Source organism: Maribacter stanieri (assembly GCF_900112245.1).
Taxonomy (GTDB): Bacteria; Bacteroidota; Bacteroidia; order Flavobacteriales; family Flavobacteriaceae; genus Maribacter; species Maribacter stanieri.
Window position 1 is genome coordinate 387,451 of sequence record NZ_FOYX01000003.1, and the last position, 17,266, is coordinate 404,716.

Below are 17,266 nucleotides of genomic sequence, written 5' to 3' on the forward strand. Positions count from 1 at the left end.
AATGAAAACTTGGATTATAATGGTGTATTTTCAGCGAAAGTCTCAATGTCTTTTTTGATGTTCAATAAATAATCGATATCATCAAAACCGTTTAGCATGTTATTTTTCTTGTAATCGTTGATATCAAAAGATTCACTTTCACCTGTTGATAGCAAAGTAATCTTCTGTTCAGTTAGATTAATTTCTAATTCGGTGGATGGGTCAGCTTCTGTAGCGTCAAAAATTTTCTGTAAAAAATCAGCGCTTACTTGTACAGGCAAAACACCTATGTTTAAACAGTTACCTCTAAAAATATCAGCAAAGAAACTAGATACAACACATCTAAATCCGTAATCATAAACTGCCCAAGCAGCATGCTCACGAGAAGATCCTGATCCAAAGTTTTTACCACCTACTAAAATCTTACCACTGAATTTATCTTGATTCAGTACAAAGTCTTCTTTTAAGGTATTGTCTTGGTTGTAACGCCAATCTCTAAATAAGTTATCTCCAAAACCAACACGCTCAGTTGCTTTTAAAAATCGTGCAGGAATTATTTGATCTGTATCTACGTTCTCTATTGGTAAAGGAACCGCAGTTGAAGTTAATATGTCGAATTTATCGTATGCCATTTTTTATAGCTTTTCGCTTCTGGCTTTTAACCATTAGCTTGTATTATTATCATTATTGTTATGCTTTAAGCTTAAGGCTTATAGCTAAGGGAAAACTTGTTATACAAGCTCAACCATTAATTCTCTTGGGTCGGTTACTTTACCAGTTACAGCAGCTGCAGCAGCAACTAACGGACTTGCTAATAAAGTTCTTGAACCGGGACCTTGTCTTCCTTCAAAGTTTCTATTGGAAGTACTTACGGCTAATTTACCGGCAGGAACTTTATCATCGTTCATTGCTAAACAAGCAGAACAACCAGGTTCACGTAATTCAAATCCGGCTTCAGTTAAAATATCAAGTATACCTTCTTCCTTAATTGCCGATTCTACTTTATGTGAACCAGGTACTAACCAAGCAGTAACATTAGCAGCTTTCTTTCTACCTTTTACGATAGAGGCAAAGGCTCTAAAATCTTCTATTCGACCATTAGTACAACTTCCAAGGAATACAAAATCAATTGATTTGCCCATCATGCTATCCCCTTCATTGAAATCCATATATTTCAATGATTTCTGATAGGTAGTGGCGCCACCTTGTACGGCATTCGCCATAGGAATATCATTTGAAATTCCCATACCCATACCTGGGTTGGTACCATATGTAATCATTGGTTCAATAAGTGAACCATCAAAAGTTAATTCTTTATCGAAAATGGCATCTTCATCTGTGTATAAAGTTTCCCAATATGACATTGCCTTATCCCAATCTGCACCTTTTGGTGTAAACTCGCGATCTTTTACGTATTCAAATGTTTTCTCGTCAGGAGCTATCATACCACCACGGGCACCCATTTCTATACTTAAGTTACAAACGGTCATACGACCCTCCATACTCATGTCTCTAAAAATCTCACCGGCATATTCTACAAAATATCCAGTTGCACCAGAAGTAGTTAATTGAGAAATGATAAATAAAGCAACATCTTTAGGTGTAACCCCTTTGCTCATTTTACCATTGATATTAATACGCATTCTCTTAGGCTTAGGCTGCATAATACATTGTGTAGCCAAAACCATTTCAACTTCAGAAGTACCAATACCAAAAGCAATTGCTCCAAAAGCACCGTGTGTAGATGTATGTGAATCTCCACAAACAATAGTAGCACCTGGCTGGGTAATACCATATTCAGGACCTACAACGTGTACAATACCGTTTTTTGCATGACCTAATCCCCAATAAGAAATACCATATTCATTGGCATTCTCTTCTAACATTCTCAATTGGTTTGCCGAAAGTGGGTCAGCAACTGGTAAATGTTGGTTTATAGTTGGTGTATTATGGTCAGCTGTTGCAAATGTTTTCTCTGGGTGCATTACTGGAATATTTCTATTCTTAATACCTAGAAAAGCAACAGGACTAGTTACTTCGTGTACCATGTGTCTGTCAATAAACAGAACATCTGGACCATCTTGTATTTTATGTACTACGTGGGAATCCCACACTTTGTCAAATAATGTTTTAGTTGCGCTCATATTCTTTCTAATGTAAGTACAACAAATCTATTAAAAACAAGGGTCTCGTGGAAATTAACATACTTGAAAATTACGATGTTCAACGATAAAGTTGTGATATTTTGCTGTATTGTTAAACCAATGATATTGGTAAAATGGCTTTTTATCTAAAGTATGTTTTAACATATTTCATACTTCTTTTTTTAGTGCTAAATTTCTGACATGAAAAAACTGACCATACTAGTATTAGCTATTTTATTTATTTCTTGTGATAAGGATAGTGTAGATGATTTTGAAAATAATTCTTCAAGTTCTGATTCAGGTTACAGAGTTATTGGAAGATATTATGATTTAAATATAAACGGAGGAGCAGAAAGCCAAGAATTATATGAATATGAGAATTATGATAATGATTATGACCCAGATAGCTACTCTAATTTAATTTCTGAGACTGGCATAAATATTTTAGACTATAGAGATTATTTTGCAAATGAGTATGGTATAACCTTAAGGGAGAATAATTTTAATGTTGATAACTCTTTTCACTATAAAGATTTTGAAAACAATCAAATTTTAAAAATAAATATGCCTCATATACCAACTAATGAATGGTCTTATTGGCATTATGAACGTTCATTTTATTTTCTATATAGAGATGATTCTACCTATGATAGCAACGATGATTCAATAGACTATAAATTGAAAATTATAAACTTTGAAACTAACCAAGAATCTGAAATCAATGTTGGTAGATTTTTATCAGCTGAGTATGGAAAATTTCAGGTTGAATTAATTGGGAACATTGTTTACTTTTTAAGACTTCCAGATTTTTTTATCAATGAAGGTAAGGTTTCATTAGTGTCAATTAATCTTGATAGTTTACAAATTAATGAAAACAGTTCTAACCTTAAATCTGACAGGTACAATTTAATAATAGACAGCTCAAAAGATTGTTATCTTTTCGGGCAAGATTTTAATTATAAATATAATTTGAATTCTAACTCTTTTGAAGAATTAAGTATACCTGGAGAATCAAATTATTTAGACCTAGGATTTACCAATCAAAGGTATGATCAGATAGTTGTTAACAATAATGTAATTTCATATTTTACTCCTGCTGCCCCAAGTGCAGAGCTAGCGCTTCCAGTCGTTTTAGATTTAAAAACTGGTCAAGTTACCATTATTCAGTTTAGTGAGGAGCCAACTCAATTTGAAGATGATGAAATTGGACCTTGGAGACCCTTTATAAAATGCTTTAGTGTTGATGCTAAAACTGAAACAATTATTGTAGGAGTAGAGAATCAATTGGGTGCAGAATTCAAATCACAAGGTGTGTTTACAGTTGATTTTGCAGGTAACATTTTAAATAAACAAAAGATTCCTATTTTGCCCATTCAAATTATCAACTAATATAAGTCCAAATATTCTTATGCTTTACCAACTGGGCATACATATGTCTAATAATTAGATTCTCTGGTTTACTTATTGAAGGGTCTTCTTTAAGCAATTGTAATGCGTGGTAGTGAGCCGATTTTAAGATGTCGTTATCTTTAACAATATCTGCTATTTTTAAATTTAATAGTCCGCTTTGTTGTGTTCCCATAATATCTCCTGGTCCGCGAAGTTTTAGATCAACTTCTGCAATTTCAAATCCGTCATTTGTAGCTACCATAGTTTCTAATCTAGTTTTAGCTTCGGAGGATAATTTATGACTTGTCATTAGTATACAAAAACTTTGGTCTGCTCCACGCCCAACGCGTCCACGTAACTGATGTAATTGAGAAAGACCGAAACGTTCAGCACTTTCAATAATCATAACTGATGCATTTGGTACATTAACACCAACTTCAATAACTGTGGTGGCTACCATTATTTGTGTTTCTCCACGAACGAATCTGTTCATTTCAAATTCTTTGTCCGCTGGTTTCATTTGACCGTGCACAATAGAAATTTGATATTTTGGTTGAGGGAAATCACGAGCAATGCTCTCATAGCCATCCATTAAGTCTTTATAATCCATAGCTTCAGATTCTTGAATCAAAGGATATACAACATATATCTGTCTCCCTTTTTCAATCTCATCACGTATAAAGCGAAAAACCTTTAATCTATTGGCATCATAACGGTGAACTGTTTTAATGGGTTTACGACCAGGTGGCAATTCATCTATTACCGAAATATCTAAATCACCATATAAACTCATGGCCAGTGTTCTAGGTATTGGCGTAGCCGTCATTACCAATATGTGAGGCGGAAACTCATTTTTGTGCCATAATTTAGAACGTTGGGCAACTCCAAAACGGTGCTGCTCATCAATAATGGCTATTCCTAAATTCTTGTATTTTACTTTATCTTCTAAAAGGGCGTGGGTGCCAATAAGAATATTTAATTCTCCGCTTTCTAATTGCTCATGAATTGGTTTTCGTGCCGATTTTTTTACTGAACCTGTTAACAGGGCGCAGGTAATTTCTGTACCTTCTAAAAGTTCAGATATGCCTTGGAAATGCTGATTAGCTAGAATTTCTGTAGGTGCCATTAGGCAGGCTTGAAATCCGTTATCTATCGCTAACAACATCGTCATTACTGCAACAATAGTTTTGCCCGAACCGACATCACCTTGTAGAAGACGGTTCATTTGTGCATTACTGCCAAGGTCGGCTCTAATTTCTTTTATTACTCGTTTTTGTGCTCCAGTAAGCTCAAACGGCAATTTATTAGAATAAAAATCTTTAAAATATTCACCAACTTCATTAAAAGGAAATCCTTTAATTTTTTTCTTTCGGGAAACATTTTTACCAATGAGCTGAAGTTGAATATAGAAGAGTTCTTCAAACTTTAACCGCCATTGCGCTTTTGCCAATAATTCCTGACTTTTAGGAAAATGAATATTGAACATTGCTTCACTCTTACTTATGAGCTTAAGGTCATATAGTAGTTTATCTGATAGGCTTTCAGAAAATTTACCGTTAACATCTATAAAAAGTTGTTGCATCATTTTACTGATGACCTTGTTGGTAACACCTTTATTATTTAGCTTTTCTGTAGATGGGTATACTGGTTGCATATATACCTTGGTTCCTTGCTCATGTTCTTTTAAAGGTTCCATTTCTGGGTGTGGCATTGAAAAAGTGCCGTTGTACCAATTGCATTTTCCGAAAATTACATAAGGTACGTTTAGTTTAAGATTTTCCCGTAACCACTTTTGACCACGAAACCAAACTAGCTCAATTTCGCCTGTATCATCTTTAAAACGAGCAACTAAGCGCGAGCCTTTTTTTTGTTCTACAGTTTTTATATGAACAACTTTACCAATTATTTGAACATCGGCACTGCTGCGCTGTAATTGACTTATTTTATAATATTGGGTTTTATCTATATATCGATTTGGGAAAAGATTTAGCAAATCTTGATAGGTTTCAATTCCTAATTCCGACTTTAAGGTTTCAGCCCGGTTTGGACCAACACCTTTTAAGTATACCACTGGAGTTTGCAAGTAATTTGCGTTCATGGTACTAAAATAGGCTATAGGTAGAATTGGGACAAACTAAAGTATTAAATTTGATTTTCTACTAGCTTATTAATTTGCATGAAAAAAATAGTTCTAGCCTTTATTCTTTGTTTTTGTTTCAGTTCTTATGGTCAACATCAAGATAAAGTAGATTTTATAAAAGCGAAGGTTTACTTAGGTCCATTACCTAAAGAGAAAAAGATTCAAGGCGGAGTGATTTATCGTTTTAATGTGTTACAAAATGTTGATTCCGTATTTTTTGATGCAAAGAATATGGATTTTTCAAAAGTAGAACTTGATGGGAAAAAGATAGATTTTACTGCCACAGAAAAAACAATTTCTATTAAATATAAATTTAAAGAGGGCGAATCTCATAAACTGATTATAGAATATATAGCCAAGCCTAAACAAACGGTCTATTTTATTGGTTGGGATGATGATGTAGAAGGCAATGAACAAATATGGACGCAAGGTCAGGGGAAATATTCAAGTCATTGGGTTCCAAGTTTTGATGACATGGAAGAAAAGGTAGAATTTGATCTTACAATTGAAGCCGATAAAAAATATCAAGTAATTGCGAATGGTAATCTACTTCTAAAAACTGATAATGATGAGGAAGATGCTATTTGGTTATTCGATATGAAAAAACCAATGAGTAGTTATTTGTTGGCGTTCGCCATAGGCAATTACAATAAACAAGTTTTGAAATCTGAAAGCGGTGTAACAATTGAAAATTACTTTTACCCTAATGATAGTTTAAAAGTTGAACCTACGTATAGATACACTAAAAAGATATTTGATTTTTTAGAAAATGAAATTGGTGTAGCGTATCCTTGGCAAGATTATAAGCAGGTACCTGTACATGATTTTTTATATGCCGGTATGGAAAATACGAGTGCTACTTTTTTCTTTGATGCCTATGTTATTGATTGTACTTCGTTTATAGATAGAAATTATGTAAACATTAATGCGCATGAATTGGCGCATCAATGGTTTGGTAATTTGGTGACGGAAAAGAATAGCGAGCACCATTGGTTACATGAGGGTTTTGCTACATATTATGCCTATTTGGCTGAAAAGGAAGTTTTTGGTGACGATTATTTTTATTGGAAGTTATTTGATACAGCAAAAGTATTAAATGATATTTCTGAAAAGGGAGAAGGGGAGAGTTTGCTGAACCCTAAGGCTAGTAGTCTTACCTTTTACGAAAAAGGGGCTTGGGCTTTAGCTGTATTGAGAGAAGAAATAGGAGACTCCACGTTTAAAGAGGGAATAAAAACATACTTAGATAAATATCAGTATCAAAATGTGACTGTTACGGATTTCATTGATGAAATGGAAGAGGTGAGTGGGAAGGATTTGAATGAATTTGAGGAGGTTTGGTTGAAAGGGAAAGATTTTCCTAAAGAGACTGCTAAAGAATTTTTGAAGAAAAACAACTCTTCAATTAGAATGCTCTATGATTTAAAACATGATGATGCTAGCTCTTTTGTTTTTTCTGATATTTTAAAGGATTCAGAACTTACTACCCGGTTGAAGTTAGAATTATTTAAATTAAAAGGCGATATCCCTGAATTGGAACTTTCTTCTTTAATTGTAAGTGATGATATAAGAATACGCCAATATGCTGCTCAGAAAATGAGCGAGATTCCAGAAATTTCAAAAGAATTTGTCGAGCCATTATTATTAGATGATAGTTATATTACTAATGAAATAATGCTTTATAATTTGTGGAATAGTTTTGATTATGATAGAAGTAGTTTCTTAGAGAAAACGAAAGATATTATAGGGCTGCCCAACAAAAATGTACGCCTGTTGTGGCTTACCTTGGCATTGTTTACTCCTGATTATAATCCTACTGAACATATTTATTATCATCAGGAGCTTGTAGGTTATACGAGTGCTATTTATAATCCAGAAGTTAGGCAAACAGCGTTTCAATACTTATTTGAAATAAAGGCAATGAATAATGAAGCGCTGGTTAATTTAATAAAAGCCAGTAATCATCATTCTTGGCAATTCAGAAATTTTGCAAGACAGTTATTAAATTCTTTATTGGAAGATATAGAACAGAAAAGTGAAATTGAAAAGATAGCAAAACAACTAAATTCATCAGATTTACGTTATCTTAAAACGAAATTAGATTTTAAATGAAAGCATTAGTTATTTCTGGTGGCGGTAGTAAAGGAGCCTTTGCAGGTGGTGTTGCCCAATACTTAATACAAGAAGAGGGGAGAAAGTATGACATTTTTGTTGGTACTTCTACCGGAAGTCTTTTAATTTCTCATTTGGCTTTGGGGAAATTAGATAAGATTAAAGAAATCTATTCTAATGTTAATCAAAAAAGCATATTTAATAATTGTCCTTTTCTAGTGAAAAATATTCGTGGCAACGAAGAGATTTCTATAAACCATTGGAATGTGCTTAGAAATTTTCTGGTAGGAAAAAAGACATTTGGAGAAAGTGAAAACCTCAGAAAGCTAATAGAAAATAGTTTAACGATTGAAGAATTTGAGACCCTTAAGAACGGAGATTCTGATGTTATAATTACCGTATCTAACTTATCTTTAAATCAAGTTGAGTATAAGTCTATAAAAGATTGCACCTACCAAGATTTTTGTGATTGGATTTGGATATCAGCTAATTATACACCTTTTATGAGTCTAGTTCGTAAAAATGGCTGTGAATATGCTGATGGCGGTTTAGGTAGTATTGTACCTATAGAGGAATCTATTAAAAGAGGTGCTACCGAAGTAGACGTAGTAGTTTTACATACGGAGGTCAATTATTTGAACAGAGTAGCATCAAGAAATCCATTTGAACTGATTACCACTATGATGAGTTTTATTTTGGATCGAATTGAATATCAAAATATCAGGATTGGGAAATTAGTCGCCAATCAAAAGAATGCTATTATAAACCTGTTTTATACACCAACAATATTAACGACTAATTCTTTGATATTCGACAAGGCTAAAATGACTCTTTGGTGGAAAAGAGGGTATTTATATGCCAAGAATAAAAATGAAGAAACCAATCCAATAGAACCAAATGAGAATGAGTAATATGTCTTAACTTATAAAATAGCGTATGTTACTGCATACAAAAAATGCTTTCATATTTGAAAGCATTTTTTTATTTAAATAAGTTGTATCCTATTAAATTTTCTACCATAAGTCACCAATCTCCTTTTTAACAAAAGATAGGGCAGTGGCCGATGGTGAAGTTTTATCCATGGTTTCGTTTAAAATATCTTCTCGTAATTTATCTGCTGTCTCAGTATTGCTCATGGCAGCTTTTCTGATCATTTGAATTGTCGCGCTTTTTGCCGCTTTAATAATGTTCCAACATTCGTCCGTCATGTAAATTTGTTGCGAAAGATTATGGTCAAATTCGGTTTCAATACTTTTAATCAATAAATTCTCGTAAGCTCCTTTATCATTAGATTGTGGTGCAACACGAACGACTAAGCTGGGTATTGCAATTCGTTCTAAAAACAATGCCATTCTTTCATAGGCTTGTAAACGAACAGGTAAGGTGTCTTTTTGAGAATCTTTGTGTAAAAGAAAGCGTCTTCGCCCTTCTTCATTATTAGTGTGCATTCTAAAAAAATAGAAGGCAATGGCACCCGTAACTACTGATGGTATTAAATATGCGAAAAGTTGAAAAATTTGGTCGGAATTCATTTTTTTAATCAGTTATTAATTATGAAATAAGAACGTCCAAATTTTTCAATTAGTATAGTGCTTTATCGATGAAATGCACTTTATTTAATTTTTAACATCTCCCTTGGCCATATCATAAAAAGCTTTATAATCTGGTTGAAACTTAATTTGTAACGATTCACGTAAGCCACCATCTTGTGCAACTGCAACAATTCGTTCACCATTTACACCAAAATCTTTTATAAGAATACTGGCAATTGCGGTGGCTTGTTGTAATGCAATGTTCATTTCGCCGGTAATATTTAAACTAGCAATTGTAATTACACTTTTAGGATTTGCATTTGCAACCTTAGCTACATTTTCAATCCACCCTTTAGATTCACTAGAAGGATTTACTCCAACACCATCGGTAAAAAAATAATCTAATTTCTCTGATATAACAACAGAACCGTCAGATACACCAACTTTTGCATTTTCGCCTAAAACTTGTTTAGCATTGGTCAAAATTACTACAGCAGTAGAGTCGTTGCTAGCAACAGCATCTGTAACCCCTTTCAGTTGTTTTTCTTTACGTTCTAGCGCATCCATCGTTTTATTGATATTCTCGGAATTCTGACTAGACAATGCTGCGAAGCTATTTAGGTTCTTCATCAATGTAGCATTAGCGTCTTGTAGCTCTGTTACTTGAGATTGATATTCATCTGATCGCTGATTTGCTAATTTCTCATTTCGTTGAGAAGTGCTTACCATTCTTGAAATAGAATCTAGTTTATATTTTAAATCTTGATTCTGTTCTATAAGTTCACTTTTCTTCTGAGCCTGTACATTGCTTAAACCAACAAAGAAAATTGCTGAACATAAAAAAAATCGTATCATAGTTATATGCATTAAATAGGTTAATCTAAATTTTACCGCCAAGGTACGAACAGTCTTTTAAATCTTGAACTCCTGTAAAAGGTACTTTTGCTTTATTGTACCCATATGTAGAAGCCAAACTTTTATTTAAGTCGTTATCATCAACGTTTACTTGAACATCATCCATTGTAAATTGACTTGGGTGTTCATATCCGGCAGCATGCGTAATTTCTAAAAATTCTTTTCTGAAAGTGTTGAAATATTGCGCTAATCTATCAGATTTTAATGGAATATTTATACCGTTTTGCAACCATTTACTTTGCGTTGCAATTCCAGTTGGGCATGTATTAGTGTGACAGACTTGCGCTTGGATGCAACCAATACTCATCATAGCTTCTCTAGCAACATTAATACAATCAACTCCCATTGCAAATGCCATTGCTGCTTTTGCAGGAAAGCCTAGTTTACCAGAACCAATAAAAACGATACGGTCTGTAAGATTTCTATTTAAGAAAACTCTGTAAAGACTAGAGAAACCATAAACCCATGGTAAAGAAACGTGATCGGCAAATGATGGAGGGGCGGCACCAGTACCACCTTCACCACCATCTACGGTAATGAAATCTGGTCCTTTTCCGGTGGCTAACATGATATCAGCCAATTCTTCCCACTGATCCAATTTTCCAATGGCTCCTTTAATACCTACAGGCAAGCCTGTTTCATTGGCAATGTCTTCTATAAGTGCCATTAACTCTGTAACATTAGAAAATGCTTTGTGGGTAGCAGGTGAAAGTACATCTTTACCAACTTCAACACCTCTAATTTCTGCAAGCTCTGGAGTAATTTTTGCTCCAGGTAAAACACCACCTTTACCAGGTTTGGCTCCTTGAGATAATTTAATTTCAATTGCTTTTATACACGGATTGTTTTCTACTAGTTTTTTCATTTTCTCCATAGAGAAGTTACCGTCTTCGGTTCTTACACCAAAATAACCGGTACCAAAATGAAAAACGATATCGCCGCCATGTTTATGGTAAGGAGATAGTCCGCCTTCACCAGTATTGTGATATGCTCCAGCTTTTTTAACTCCCTTGTTCATAGCTTCAACAGCTGCAGCTGATAAGGAACCAAAACTCATAGCAGAAACATTTACGACACTTGCTGGTCTAAAAGGTTTTCTGCGATTGTTGTGATGGCCCATAACTTTTGCACAAGGAATGAAGGTTGGTTCCGCTGCATTAGGGTGTCCTGATGGTACTTCAAAGCCCATCATTCTATTTTTAATAAATATATGCTGGTGCGCATACAAATCTCGGTCAGAACCAAAACCTTCGTAATTATTTTCTTTTTTAGCAGAAGCATAGATCCATCCTCGCTCTATTCTATTAAAGGGTAGTTCTTCTCTATTATTGGCAACAAAATATTGACGCATTTCTGGTCCAATGCTTTCTAGCCAATAGCGTAAGTGACCAACCACAGGGAAGTTATGCTTAATGGTATGCCTTTTTTGAATAAAAATATCCCAGATAGCAACTAAGAAAAGAAACAAAAAAATCCAAGTCCACCATGGCGGACTTGGAATATTATCAAAGAAATCATTCATCAAAATTATCCTTTTGGTTTAATATCTAAAAGTGGAGTTTCGTCACTGTTTAAATAATCTATACTCATTTCTGTGAGTGTGCGCACTCCTAAAAGCAAACCACTATCATCAATTAAAAAGTCAGGAGTATGGTGTGGGTATGATTCCGTAGTGCCAGGAGTCATTCCTCCTAAGAAAAAGAAAAAACCTGGGGCTTCACGTTGAAAATATGAGAAATCTTCAGCACCTGTTACTGCCTTTTGAAATAGTACATTGTTTTCACCAGCAACTCTTTTCATAGTAGGTAGCATTTGTTCTACTAATTCTGGGTTGTTATAAGTAATGTCTGTAGCATCTGTTATTACGCATGTAGCTTCACCACCGTAAGCCTTGGCAATATCACTTACCATTTCAACCATACGTTTATTAAGCTTGTCTTTCATGTCATAATCCAAAGTTCTGATAGTACCGATCATTTCTGCAGATTCAGGTATAATATTAAAACGTACACCACTCTTAATTTTACCTACGGTTATTACTGCCGCTTCGTTGGTAAGATCGGTTTCTCTACTGATTATAGTTTGTAGACCATCAATAATTTTTGCGCTAATTAATATTGGATCAACACCAGACCATGGTTGTGAACCATGAGATTGCTTTCCTTTTACGTTAATTACAAATTGCTGAGCAGCAGCCATAGTACCGCCGGGTTTATAACGAATAGTTCCAACTGGTGTTTGAGAGTTAATATGCAATCCAAATATAGCATCTACTTTTGGACTATTCATAACCCCTTCTTTAACCATTAAAAGAGCACCACCTTCTTCTCCTTGCGGTGGTCCTTCTTCTGCTGGTTGAAAGATAAACTTAACAGTTCCTTTTATTTTATTCTTGTTTTTAGACATTACTTCTGCAACGCCCATTAAAATAGCAGTGTGCGTATCATGACCACAGGCATGCATAACACCTACTTTTTCACCCATAAATTCTGTAGTGACATTAGATTTGTAAGGCAAATCATTTCTTTCTGTTACAGGAAGGGCATCAATATCAGCCCTTAATGCAACCACTTTTCCAGGTAAATCTCCTTTAAGGATACCTACAACACCAGTATGTGCAACACCGGTTTGTACTTCGATACCCAATGATTTTAAATGTTTGGCGATTTTTTCCGCCGTTTTAAATTCACGATTTCCTAATTCTGGATTTTGATGAATTTCTCGTCTCCAATCAACTACCTTACTTTCTATAGCCTTGTAGTCTTTTTCAAGATTTGGTCCTTGTGCCTGAACGGAAAATCCGAAAAGAACGAGGGCCAATAAACCTAGTTTTCTCATAATCAGTATTTAATATTAAAATGTTCTCTATTTTAAAGTTGGTCATTAAGCCTAAAATGAATCAACTAGTAAAGGTACCCTGCGGAATTAAAGTTTAAATATATTCAAAATGAAAAGAAATACCATCTATTGTTTATAAATCTAAAAGAGTTCACTTTTAGTATCCCTCAATAATGGCTAAATTCACGCCACTAAAAAAAAGAAAATTTGAGCTCATTTATAGATGAATTGAACGAGGCCCAAAAAGCTCCGGTTTTACATAAAGACGGACCTTTAATGGTAATTGCAGGGGCAGGATCGGGTAAAACACGTGTTTTAACCTATAGAATTGCACACCTAATGGCACAAGGTGTTGACTCTTTTAATATTTTGTCTCTAACTTTTACGAACAAGGCTGCACGTGAAATGAAAGCGCGTATTGCAACTATTGTAGGTGCTAGCGAAGCAAAAAACCTGTGGATGGGTACTTTTCACTCCGTTTTTGCCAAACTATTACGTATAGATGGTGATAAACTAGGATACCCGGCCAATTTCACCATTTACGATACACAAGATTCTCAACGTTTGCTCGCATCCATTATTAAGGAAATGGGACTTGATAAGGATATCTATAAATACAAACAGATTCAAAATAGAATATCTTCATTTAAGAATAGCCTAATTACAGTGAAGGCCTATCGTAATGATCCAGATTTGGTTGAGCAGGATGCAATGGCCAAAAAACCAAGAACTGGAGATATTTATGAAAATTATGTAGATCGCTGCTTTAAGGCAGGTGCTATGGATTTTGATGATTTGTTATTACGTACAAATGAGTTGTTAACTCGTTTCCCAGATGTATTGATGAAGTACCAAGATAGGTTTAGATATATTTTGGTTGATGAGTACCAAGATACCAACCATTCTCAGTATTTAATAGTAAAGGCATTAGCAGACCGTTTTCAAAATATATGTGTGGTAGGTGATGATGCACAGAGTATTTACTCTTTTAGAGGGGCAAATATTAGTAATATTTTGAACTTTCAAAAAGATTACGATAACGTTGGGATGTATCGTTTAGAGCAGAATTATCGCTCTACAAGAAACATTGTAAATGCTGCGAATTCCGTTATAGGAAAGAATCAAAACCAAATAGAAAAAGTTGTTTGGACTGATAATGATGATGGTGCTGCTATAAAGATTCATAGAAGTACTACAGATGCTGAAGAAGGTAGATTTGTAGCCAATTCTATATGGGAGCATAGAATGCAACAACAAATGAGCAATGGTCAATTTGCTGTATTGTATAGAACCAATTCACAATCTAGGGCTATTGAAGATGCTTTACGTAAAAGAGATATACCTTATAGAATTTATGGCGGATTATCTTTCTATCAACGAAAAGAGATTAAGGATGTACTCTCTTATCTAAGATTGGTTATAAATCAAAAAGATGAAGAGGCCTTAAAAAGAGTAATTAATTTTCCTGCAAGGGGAATTGGCGGTACTACGCTAGATAGGTTAATTGTGGCAGCCAATCATTATAATCGCTCCATTTTTGAGGTAATGGAGAATATCGACCGAATCGATTTAAAGATTAATGCAGGAACAAAGCGTAAGTTGACAGATTTTGTAGCCATGATCAAGAGCTTTCAGGTTATGAATGAAACTACTGATGCTTTTGCCTTATCTGAACATGTTGCCAAAAAGACGGGTATTCTGCTAGAGTTCAAAAAAGATGGTACTCCCGAGGGAATCGGTAAAATGGAGAACATTGAAGAACTTTTAAATGGTATTAAAGATTTTGTTGAAGGCCAGAGAGAAATTGATGGGGCATCCGGTAATATTGGTGAATTTTTAGAAGATGTTGCTTTAGCTACTGATCTGGATAATGATACGGGTGATGATGATAGGGTAGCGTTGATGACCATACACTTGGCAAAAGGGCTGGAGTTTCCATACGTGTATATTGTTGGAATGGAGGAAGACCTATTTCCATCTGGAATGAGTATGAGTACACGTAGTGAGTTGGAAGAGGAACGAAGACTGTTTTATGTTGCGCTAACCAGGGCAGAAAAGCAAGCTTATTTAACCTATACTCAAAATCGATATAGATGGGGTAAGTTGATAGATGCCGAGCCTAGCAGATTCTTAGAAGAAATAGATGAGAAGTATGTAGAGAATTTAACTCCTGTTGATGGTGGTTATCGTTATAAGTCGCTTATAAATGCTGATATTTTTGGAGAAGTAGATAAGAGTAGATTGCGTCAACAGAAACCAGTTAGGGGAACACCACCACCTATTGTTGGGCAACCAAATTCTAATCAGCTTAAAAAGTTGCGCAAAATAAAACCGCAATTATCAGAGCCAGTTGGAAATACAAATACAATTGACCCTAATTTAAAAGAAGGCTCTCTTATTAATCATACTCGATTTGGTCGAGGAAAAGTTGTAAAAATAGAAGGTGCCGGCAATGATAGAAAAGCCGAAATCATGTTCGATAAAGGAGATATTAAAAAACTATTACTGCGCTTTGCTAAATTGGAAGTGTTAGGATAGAATTGGTATATTTATATAAGGTTTAATTAAACCAAAATACAATGGCCGAGTTTATAAGAATTTACGAAGAGAACCCTAACCCTAAAGAAATTAAAAGGGTAGTGGAAGTATTGCGTAAAGGTGGCTTGGTTATTTATCCTACCGATACGGTTTATGGTTTGGGCTGTGACATAACAAATACCAAAGCACTTGAGAAAATTGCGCGTATAAAAGGTATTAAACTGGCAAAAGCCAATTGGTCTTTTATCTGTACCGATTTAAGTAACCTGTCAGACTATGTTCGGCAAATAGACACGGCAACTTTTAAAATTTTAAAAAGAGCCTTACCTGGTCCTTACACGTTTATTTTACCTGGTAATAATAATTTGCCGAAGGAATTTAAAAAGAAAAAAACTGTTGGTATTCGTGTGCCAGATAATAGTATAGTTAAAGCGCTGGTAGAAGAGTTGGGTAACCCTATTGTTTCTACTTCTATTCATGATGATGATGATGTATTGGAATATACTACAGACCCAGAATTAATATATGAGAAATGGGATAACCTTGTGGATATTGTAATTGATGGCGGTTATGGAGGTAATGTAGGTTCTACGATTATAGATGTTTCTACAGGAAGCCCAGAAGTTATTAGAGAGGGGAAAGGAAGTTTAGATATTATCTAATTATTCTTTATACTTCCCTGAAATTAAAGCATAAAAAAAGCGGCTCAATTGAGCCGCTTTAATTTTATATACTAATCAGATATTATTTGTTGATAGCAGGATCTTTCATTCCTTCTTCAATCATACTATAGAACTGATCAATTTTAGGAAGAACAACGATACGAGTTCTTCTGTTTTTAGATTTTTCAGTTGTAGAAACTGGTATGTACTCAGATCTACCAGCAGCAGTCATTCTCTTAGGATCAACATTGAAATCATTTTGTAAAATACGAACTACAGCAGTAGCACGTTTAACACTTAAATCCCAGTTATCCAATAAAGAACCGTTACCTCTATAAGGTACGTTGTCAGTATGACCTTCTACCATGAATTCAAAATCAGGCTTATTATTTACGACTTTAGCAACTTTACCAAGAACTTCTTTTGCTCTACTAGTAACATTGTAGCTACCGCTGCTAAATAATAATTTATCCGAAATAGAAACGAAAACAACACCTTTTTCAACGCTGATTTCAATATCCTCATCATCCATATTTCCTAAAACACCTTTTAAGCTCTGTACCAAAGAAAGGTTTACAGAATCTCTACGTGTAATAGCATCATTTAACTTACGAATAGTTAAATCTTTTTCTTGTAGGCTTTCTAATGATTTTTCTAAGTTCTCAGCACCTTTGGTAGTCAAAGTTGTCAAGTTCCCCATGTTGTTAATCAACTCTTGGTTGTTTGCCTTTAAGAATGAGTTTTGATCTTCTAAAGTTTGTAATCTAGATGAAGCAGTTGCTTTTTCTTCTAAACAATCATTTAACTTTACCGTTGCAGAGTTCAATAAATCTTGTGCATTTTTGTGTTTTGCTTCAAGATCTGCATACTTCTTTGATGAAACACAAGAAGAAAGTAATAGCGTTACTCCAAGACATCCTAATAATACTTTTTTCATAATTCTATTCAATTATAATTTAGTGGTTTACTTCAATTTTCGCATCTAAGCGACTCCAAAATTATGTAATTAGGAAGTTA

The 17,266-nt window shown here is 34.5% G+C and carries 13 protein-coding genes; 5 read left to right on the top strand and 8 right to left on the bottom strand.

Features of this window, described 5'->3' with window-relative positions; genetic code table 11:
* Positions 1-14 precede the first annotated feature (14 nt).
* Positions 15-611: a 3-isopropylmalate dehydratase small subunit gene (leuD, locus tag BM296_RS15490; RefSeq protein ID WP_091904298.1), complete on the bottom strand. Its 597-nt coding sequence runs from the start codon at positions 609-611 to the stop codon at positions 15-17.
* Positions 612-710: 99 nt separating this feature from the next.
* Positions 711-2,123: a 3-isopropylmalate dehydratase large subunit gene (leuC, locus tag BM296_RS15495; RefSeq protein WP_091904300.1), complete on the bottom strand. Its 1,413-nt coding sequence runs from the start codon at positions 2,121-2,123 to the stop codon at positions 711-713.
* Between the two features lie 201 nt (positions 2,124-2,324).
* Between leuC and BM296_RS15500 the strand changes: the two genes are divergently transcribed.
* Positions 2,325-3,512: a hypothetical protein gene (locus BM296_RS15500; protein WP_091904302.1), complete on the top strand. Its 1,188-nt coding sequence runs from the start codon at positions 2,325-2,327 to the stop codon at positions 3,510-3,512.
* On the opposite strand, the gene recG is transcribed toward BM296_RS15500, so the two are convergent.
* Positions 3,505-5,610 (bottom strand): ATP-dependent DNA helicase RecG, encoded by a 2,106-nt coding sequence (gene recG / locus BM296_RS15505; protein WP_091904304.1) that lies wholly within the window; start codon positions 5,608-5,610, stop codon positions 3,505-3,507. The two genes, BM296_RS15500 and recG, sit on opposite strands and share 8 nt — an antisense overlap.
* Before the next feature lie 78 nt (positions 5,611-5,688).
* Between recG and BM296_RS15510 the strand changes: the two genes are divergently transcribed.
* The gene (locus tag BM296_RS15510) at positions 5,689-7,764 is read left to right on the top strand and encodes a M1 family metallopeptidase (RefSeq protein ID WP_091904306.1); all 2,076 of its coding nucleotides are present in this window, start codon (positions 5,689-5,691) and stop codon (positions 7,762-7,764) included.
* Positions 7,761-8,675 (top strand): patatin-like phospholipase family protein, encoded by a 915-nt coding sequence (locus BM296_RS15515; protein WP_027066723.1) that lies wholly within the window; start codon positions 7,761-7,763, stop codon positions 8,673-8,675. Before BM296_RS15510 ends, BM296_RS15515 begins: the two co-directional genes overlap by 4 nt.
* A gap of 102 nt (positions 8,676-8,777) precedes the next feature.
* Here BM296_RS15515 and BM296_RS15520 read toward each other — a convergent pair whose 3' ends face one another.
* The 4 genes from BM296_RS15520 to BM296_RS15535 form a co-directional block, all read right to left on the bottom strand.
* Positions 8,778-9,296 (bottom strand): DUF7935 family protein, encoded by a 519-nt coding sequence (locus BM296_RS15520; protein ID WP_027066724.1) that lies wholly within the window; start codon positions 9,294-9,296, stop codon positions 8,778-8,780.
* Between the two features lie 84 nt (positions 9,297-9,380).
* Positions 9,381-10,151, bottom strand: coding sequence for a hypothetical protein (locus BM296_RS15525; protein WP_143099089.1), 771 nt, complete (start codon positions 10,149-10,151; stop codon positions 9,381-9,383).
* A 25-nt stretch (positions 10,152-10,176) separates the two neighbouring features.
* Positions 10,177-11,733 carry an FMN-binding glutamate synthase family protein gene (locus BM296_RS15530; protein WP_091904308.1) on the bottom strand — a complete coding sequence of 519 codons (1,557 nt, stop codon included), beginning with the start codon at positions 11,731-11,733 and terminating at the stop codon, positions 10,177-10,179.
* Positions 11,734-11,738: 5 nt separating this feature from the next.
* Positions 11,739-13,049, bottom strand: a complete 1,311-nt coding sequence (locus tag BM296_RS15535) for an amidohydrolase (protein WP_027066727.1) — start codon at positions 13,047-13,049, stop codon at positions 11,739-11,741.
* Positions 13,050-13,325: 276 nt separating this feature from the next.
* Here BM296_RS15535 and BM296_RS15540 point away from each other — a divergent pair, with 276 nt between their 5' ends.
* Positions 13,326-15,587, top strand: coding sequence for an ATP-dependent helicase (locus BM296_RS15540; RefSeq protein ID WP_394365311.1), 2,262 nt, complete (start codon positions 13,326-13,328; stop codon positions 15,585-15,587).
* Between the two features lie 41 nt (positions 15,588-15,628).
* Positions 15,629-16,249, top strand: a complete 621-nt coding sequence (locus BM296_RS15545) for an L-threonylcarbamoyladenylate synthase (protein WP_027066729.1) — start codon at positions 15,629-15,631, stop codon at positions 16,247-16,249.
* An 82-nt stretch (positions 16,250-16,331) separates the two neighbouring features.
* Here the strand turns inward: BM296_RS15545 and BM296_RS15550 are convergent, their stop codons facing one another.
* On the bottom strand, positions 16,332-17,186 hold the full coding sequence (locus BM296_RS15550) for an OmpA family protein (protein ID WP_027066730.1): 855 nt from the start codon (positions 17,184-17,186) through the stop codon (positions 16,332-16,334).
* Between the last annotated feature and the right edge of the window lie 80 nt (positions 17,187-17,266).

Coding starts and splice junctions, on each gene's coding strand:
- leuD (WP_091904298.1), bottom strand. CDS start 611: ATGGCATACGATAAATTCGACATATTAACTTCAACTGCGGTTCCTTTA.
- leuC (WP_091904300.1), bottom strand. CDS start 2,123: ATGAGCGCAACTAAAACATTATTTGACAAAGTGTGGGATTCCCACGTA.
- BM296_RS15500 (WP_091904302.1), top strand. CDS start 2,325: ATGAAAAAACTGACCATACTAGTATTAGCTATTTTATTTATTTCTTGT.
- recG (WP_091904304.1), bottom strand. CDS start 5,610: ATGAACGCAAATTACTTGCAAACTCCAGTGGTATACTTAAAAGGTGTT.
- BM296_RS15510 (WP_091904306.1), top strand. CDS start 5,689: ATGAAAAAAATAGTTCTAGCCTTTATTCTTTGTTTTTGTTTCAGTTCT.
- BM296_RS15515 (WP_027066723.1), top strand. CDS start 7,761: ATGAAAGCATTAGTTATTTCTGGTGGCGGTAGTAAAGGAGCCTTTGCA.
- BM296_RS15520 (WP_027066724.1), bottom strand. CDS start 9,296: ATGAATTCCGACCAAATTTTTCAACTTTTCGCATATTTAATACCATCA.
- BM296_RS15525 (WP_143099089.1), bottom strand. CDS start 10,151: ATGATACGATTTTTTTTATGTTCAGCAATTTTCTTTGTTGGTTTAAGC.
- BM296_RS15530 (WP_091904308.1), bottom strand. CDS start 11,733: ATGAATGATTTCTTTGATAATATTCCAAGTCCGCCATGGTGGACTTGG.
- BM296_RS15535 (WP_027066727.1), bottom strand. CDS start 13,049: ATGAGAAAACTAGGTTTATTGGCCCTCGTTCTTTTCGGATTTTCCGTT.
- BM296_RS15540 (WP_394365311.1), top strand. CDS start 13,326: ATGGTAATTGCAGGGGCAGGATCGGGTAAAACACGTGTTTTAACCTAT.
- BM296_RS15545 (WP_027066729.1), top strand. CDS start 15,629: ATGGCCGAGTTTATAAGAATTTACGAAGAGAACCCTAACCCTAAAGAA.
- BM296_RS15550 (WP_027066730.1), bottom strand. CDS start 17,186: ATGAAAAAAGTATTATTAGGATGTCTTGGAGTAACGCTATTACTTTCT.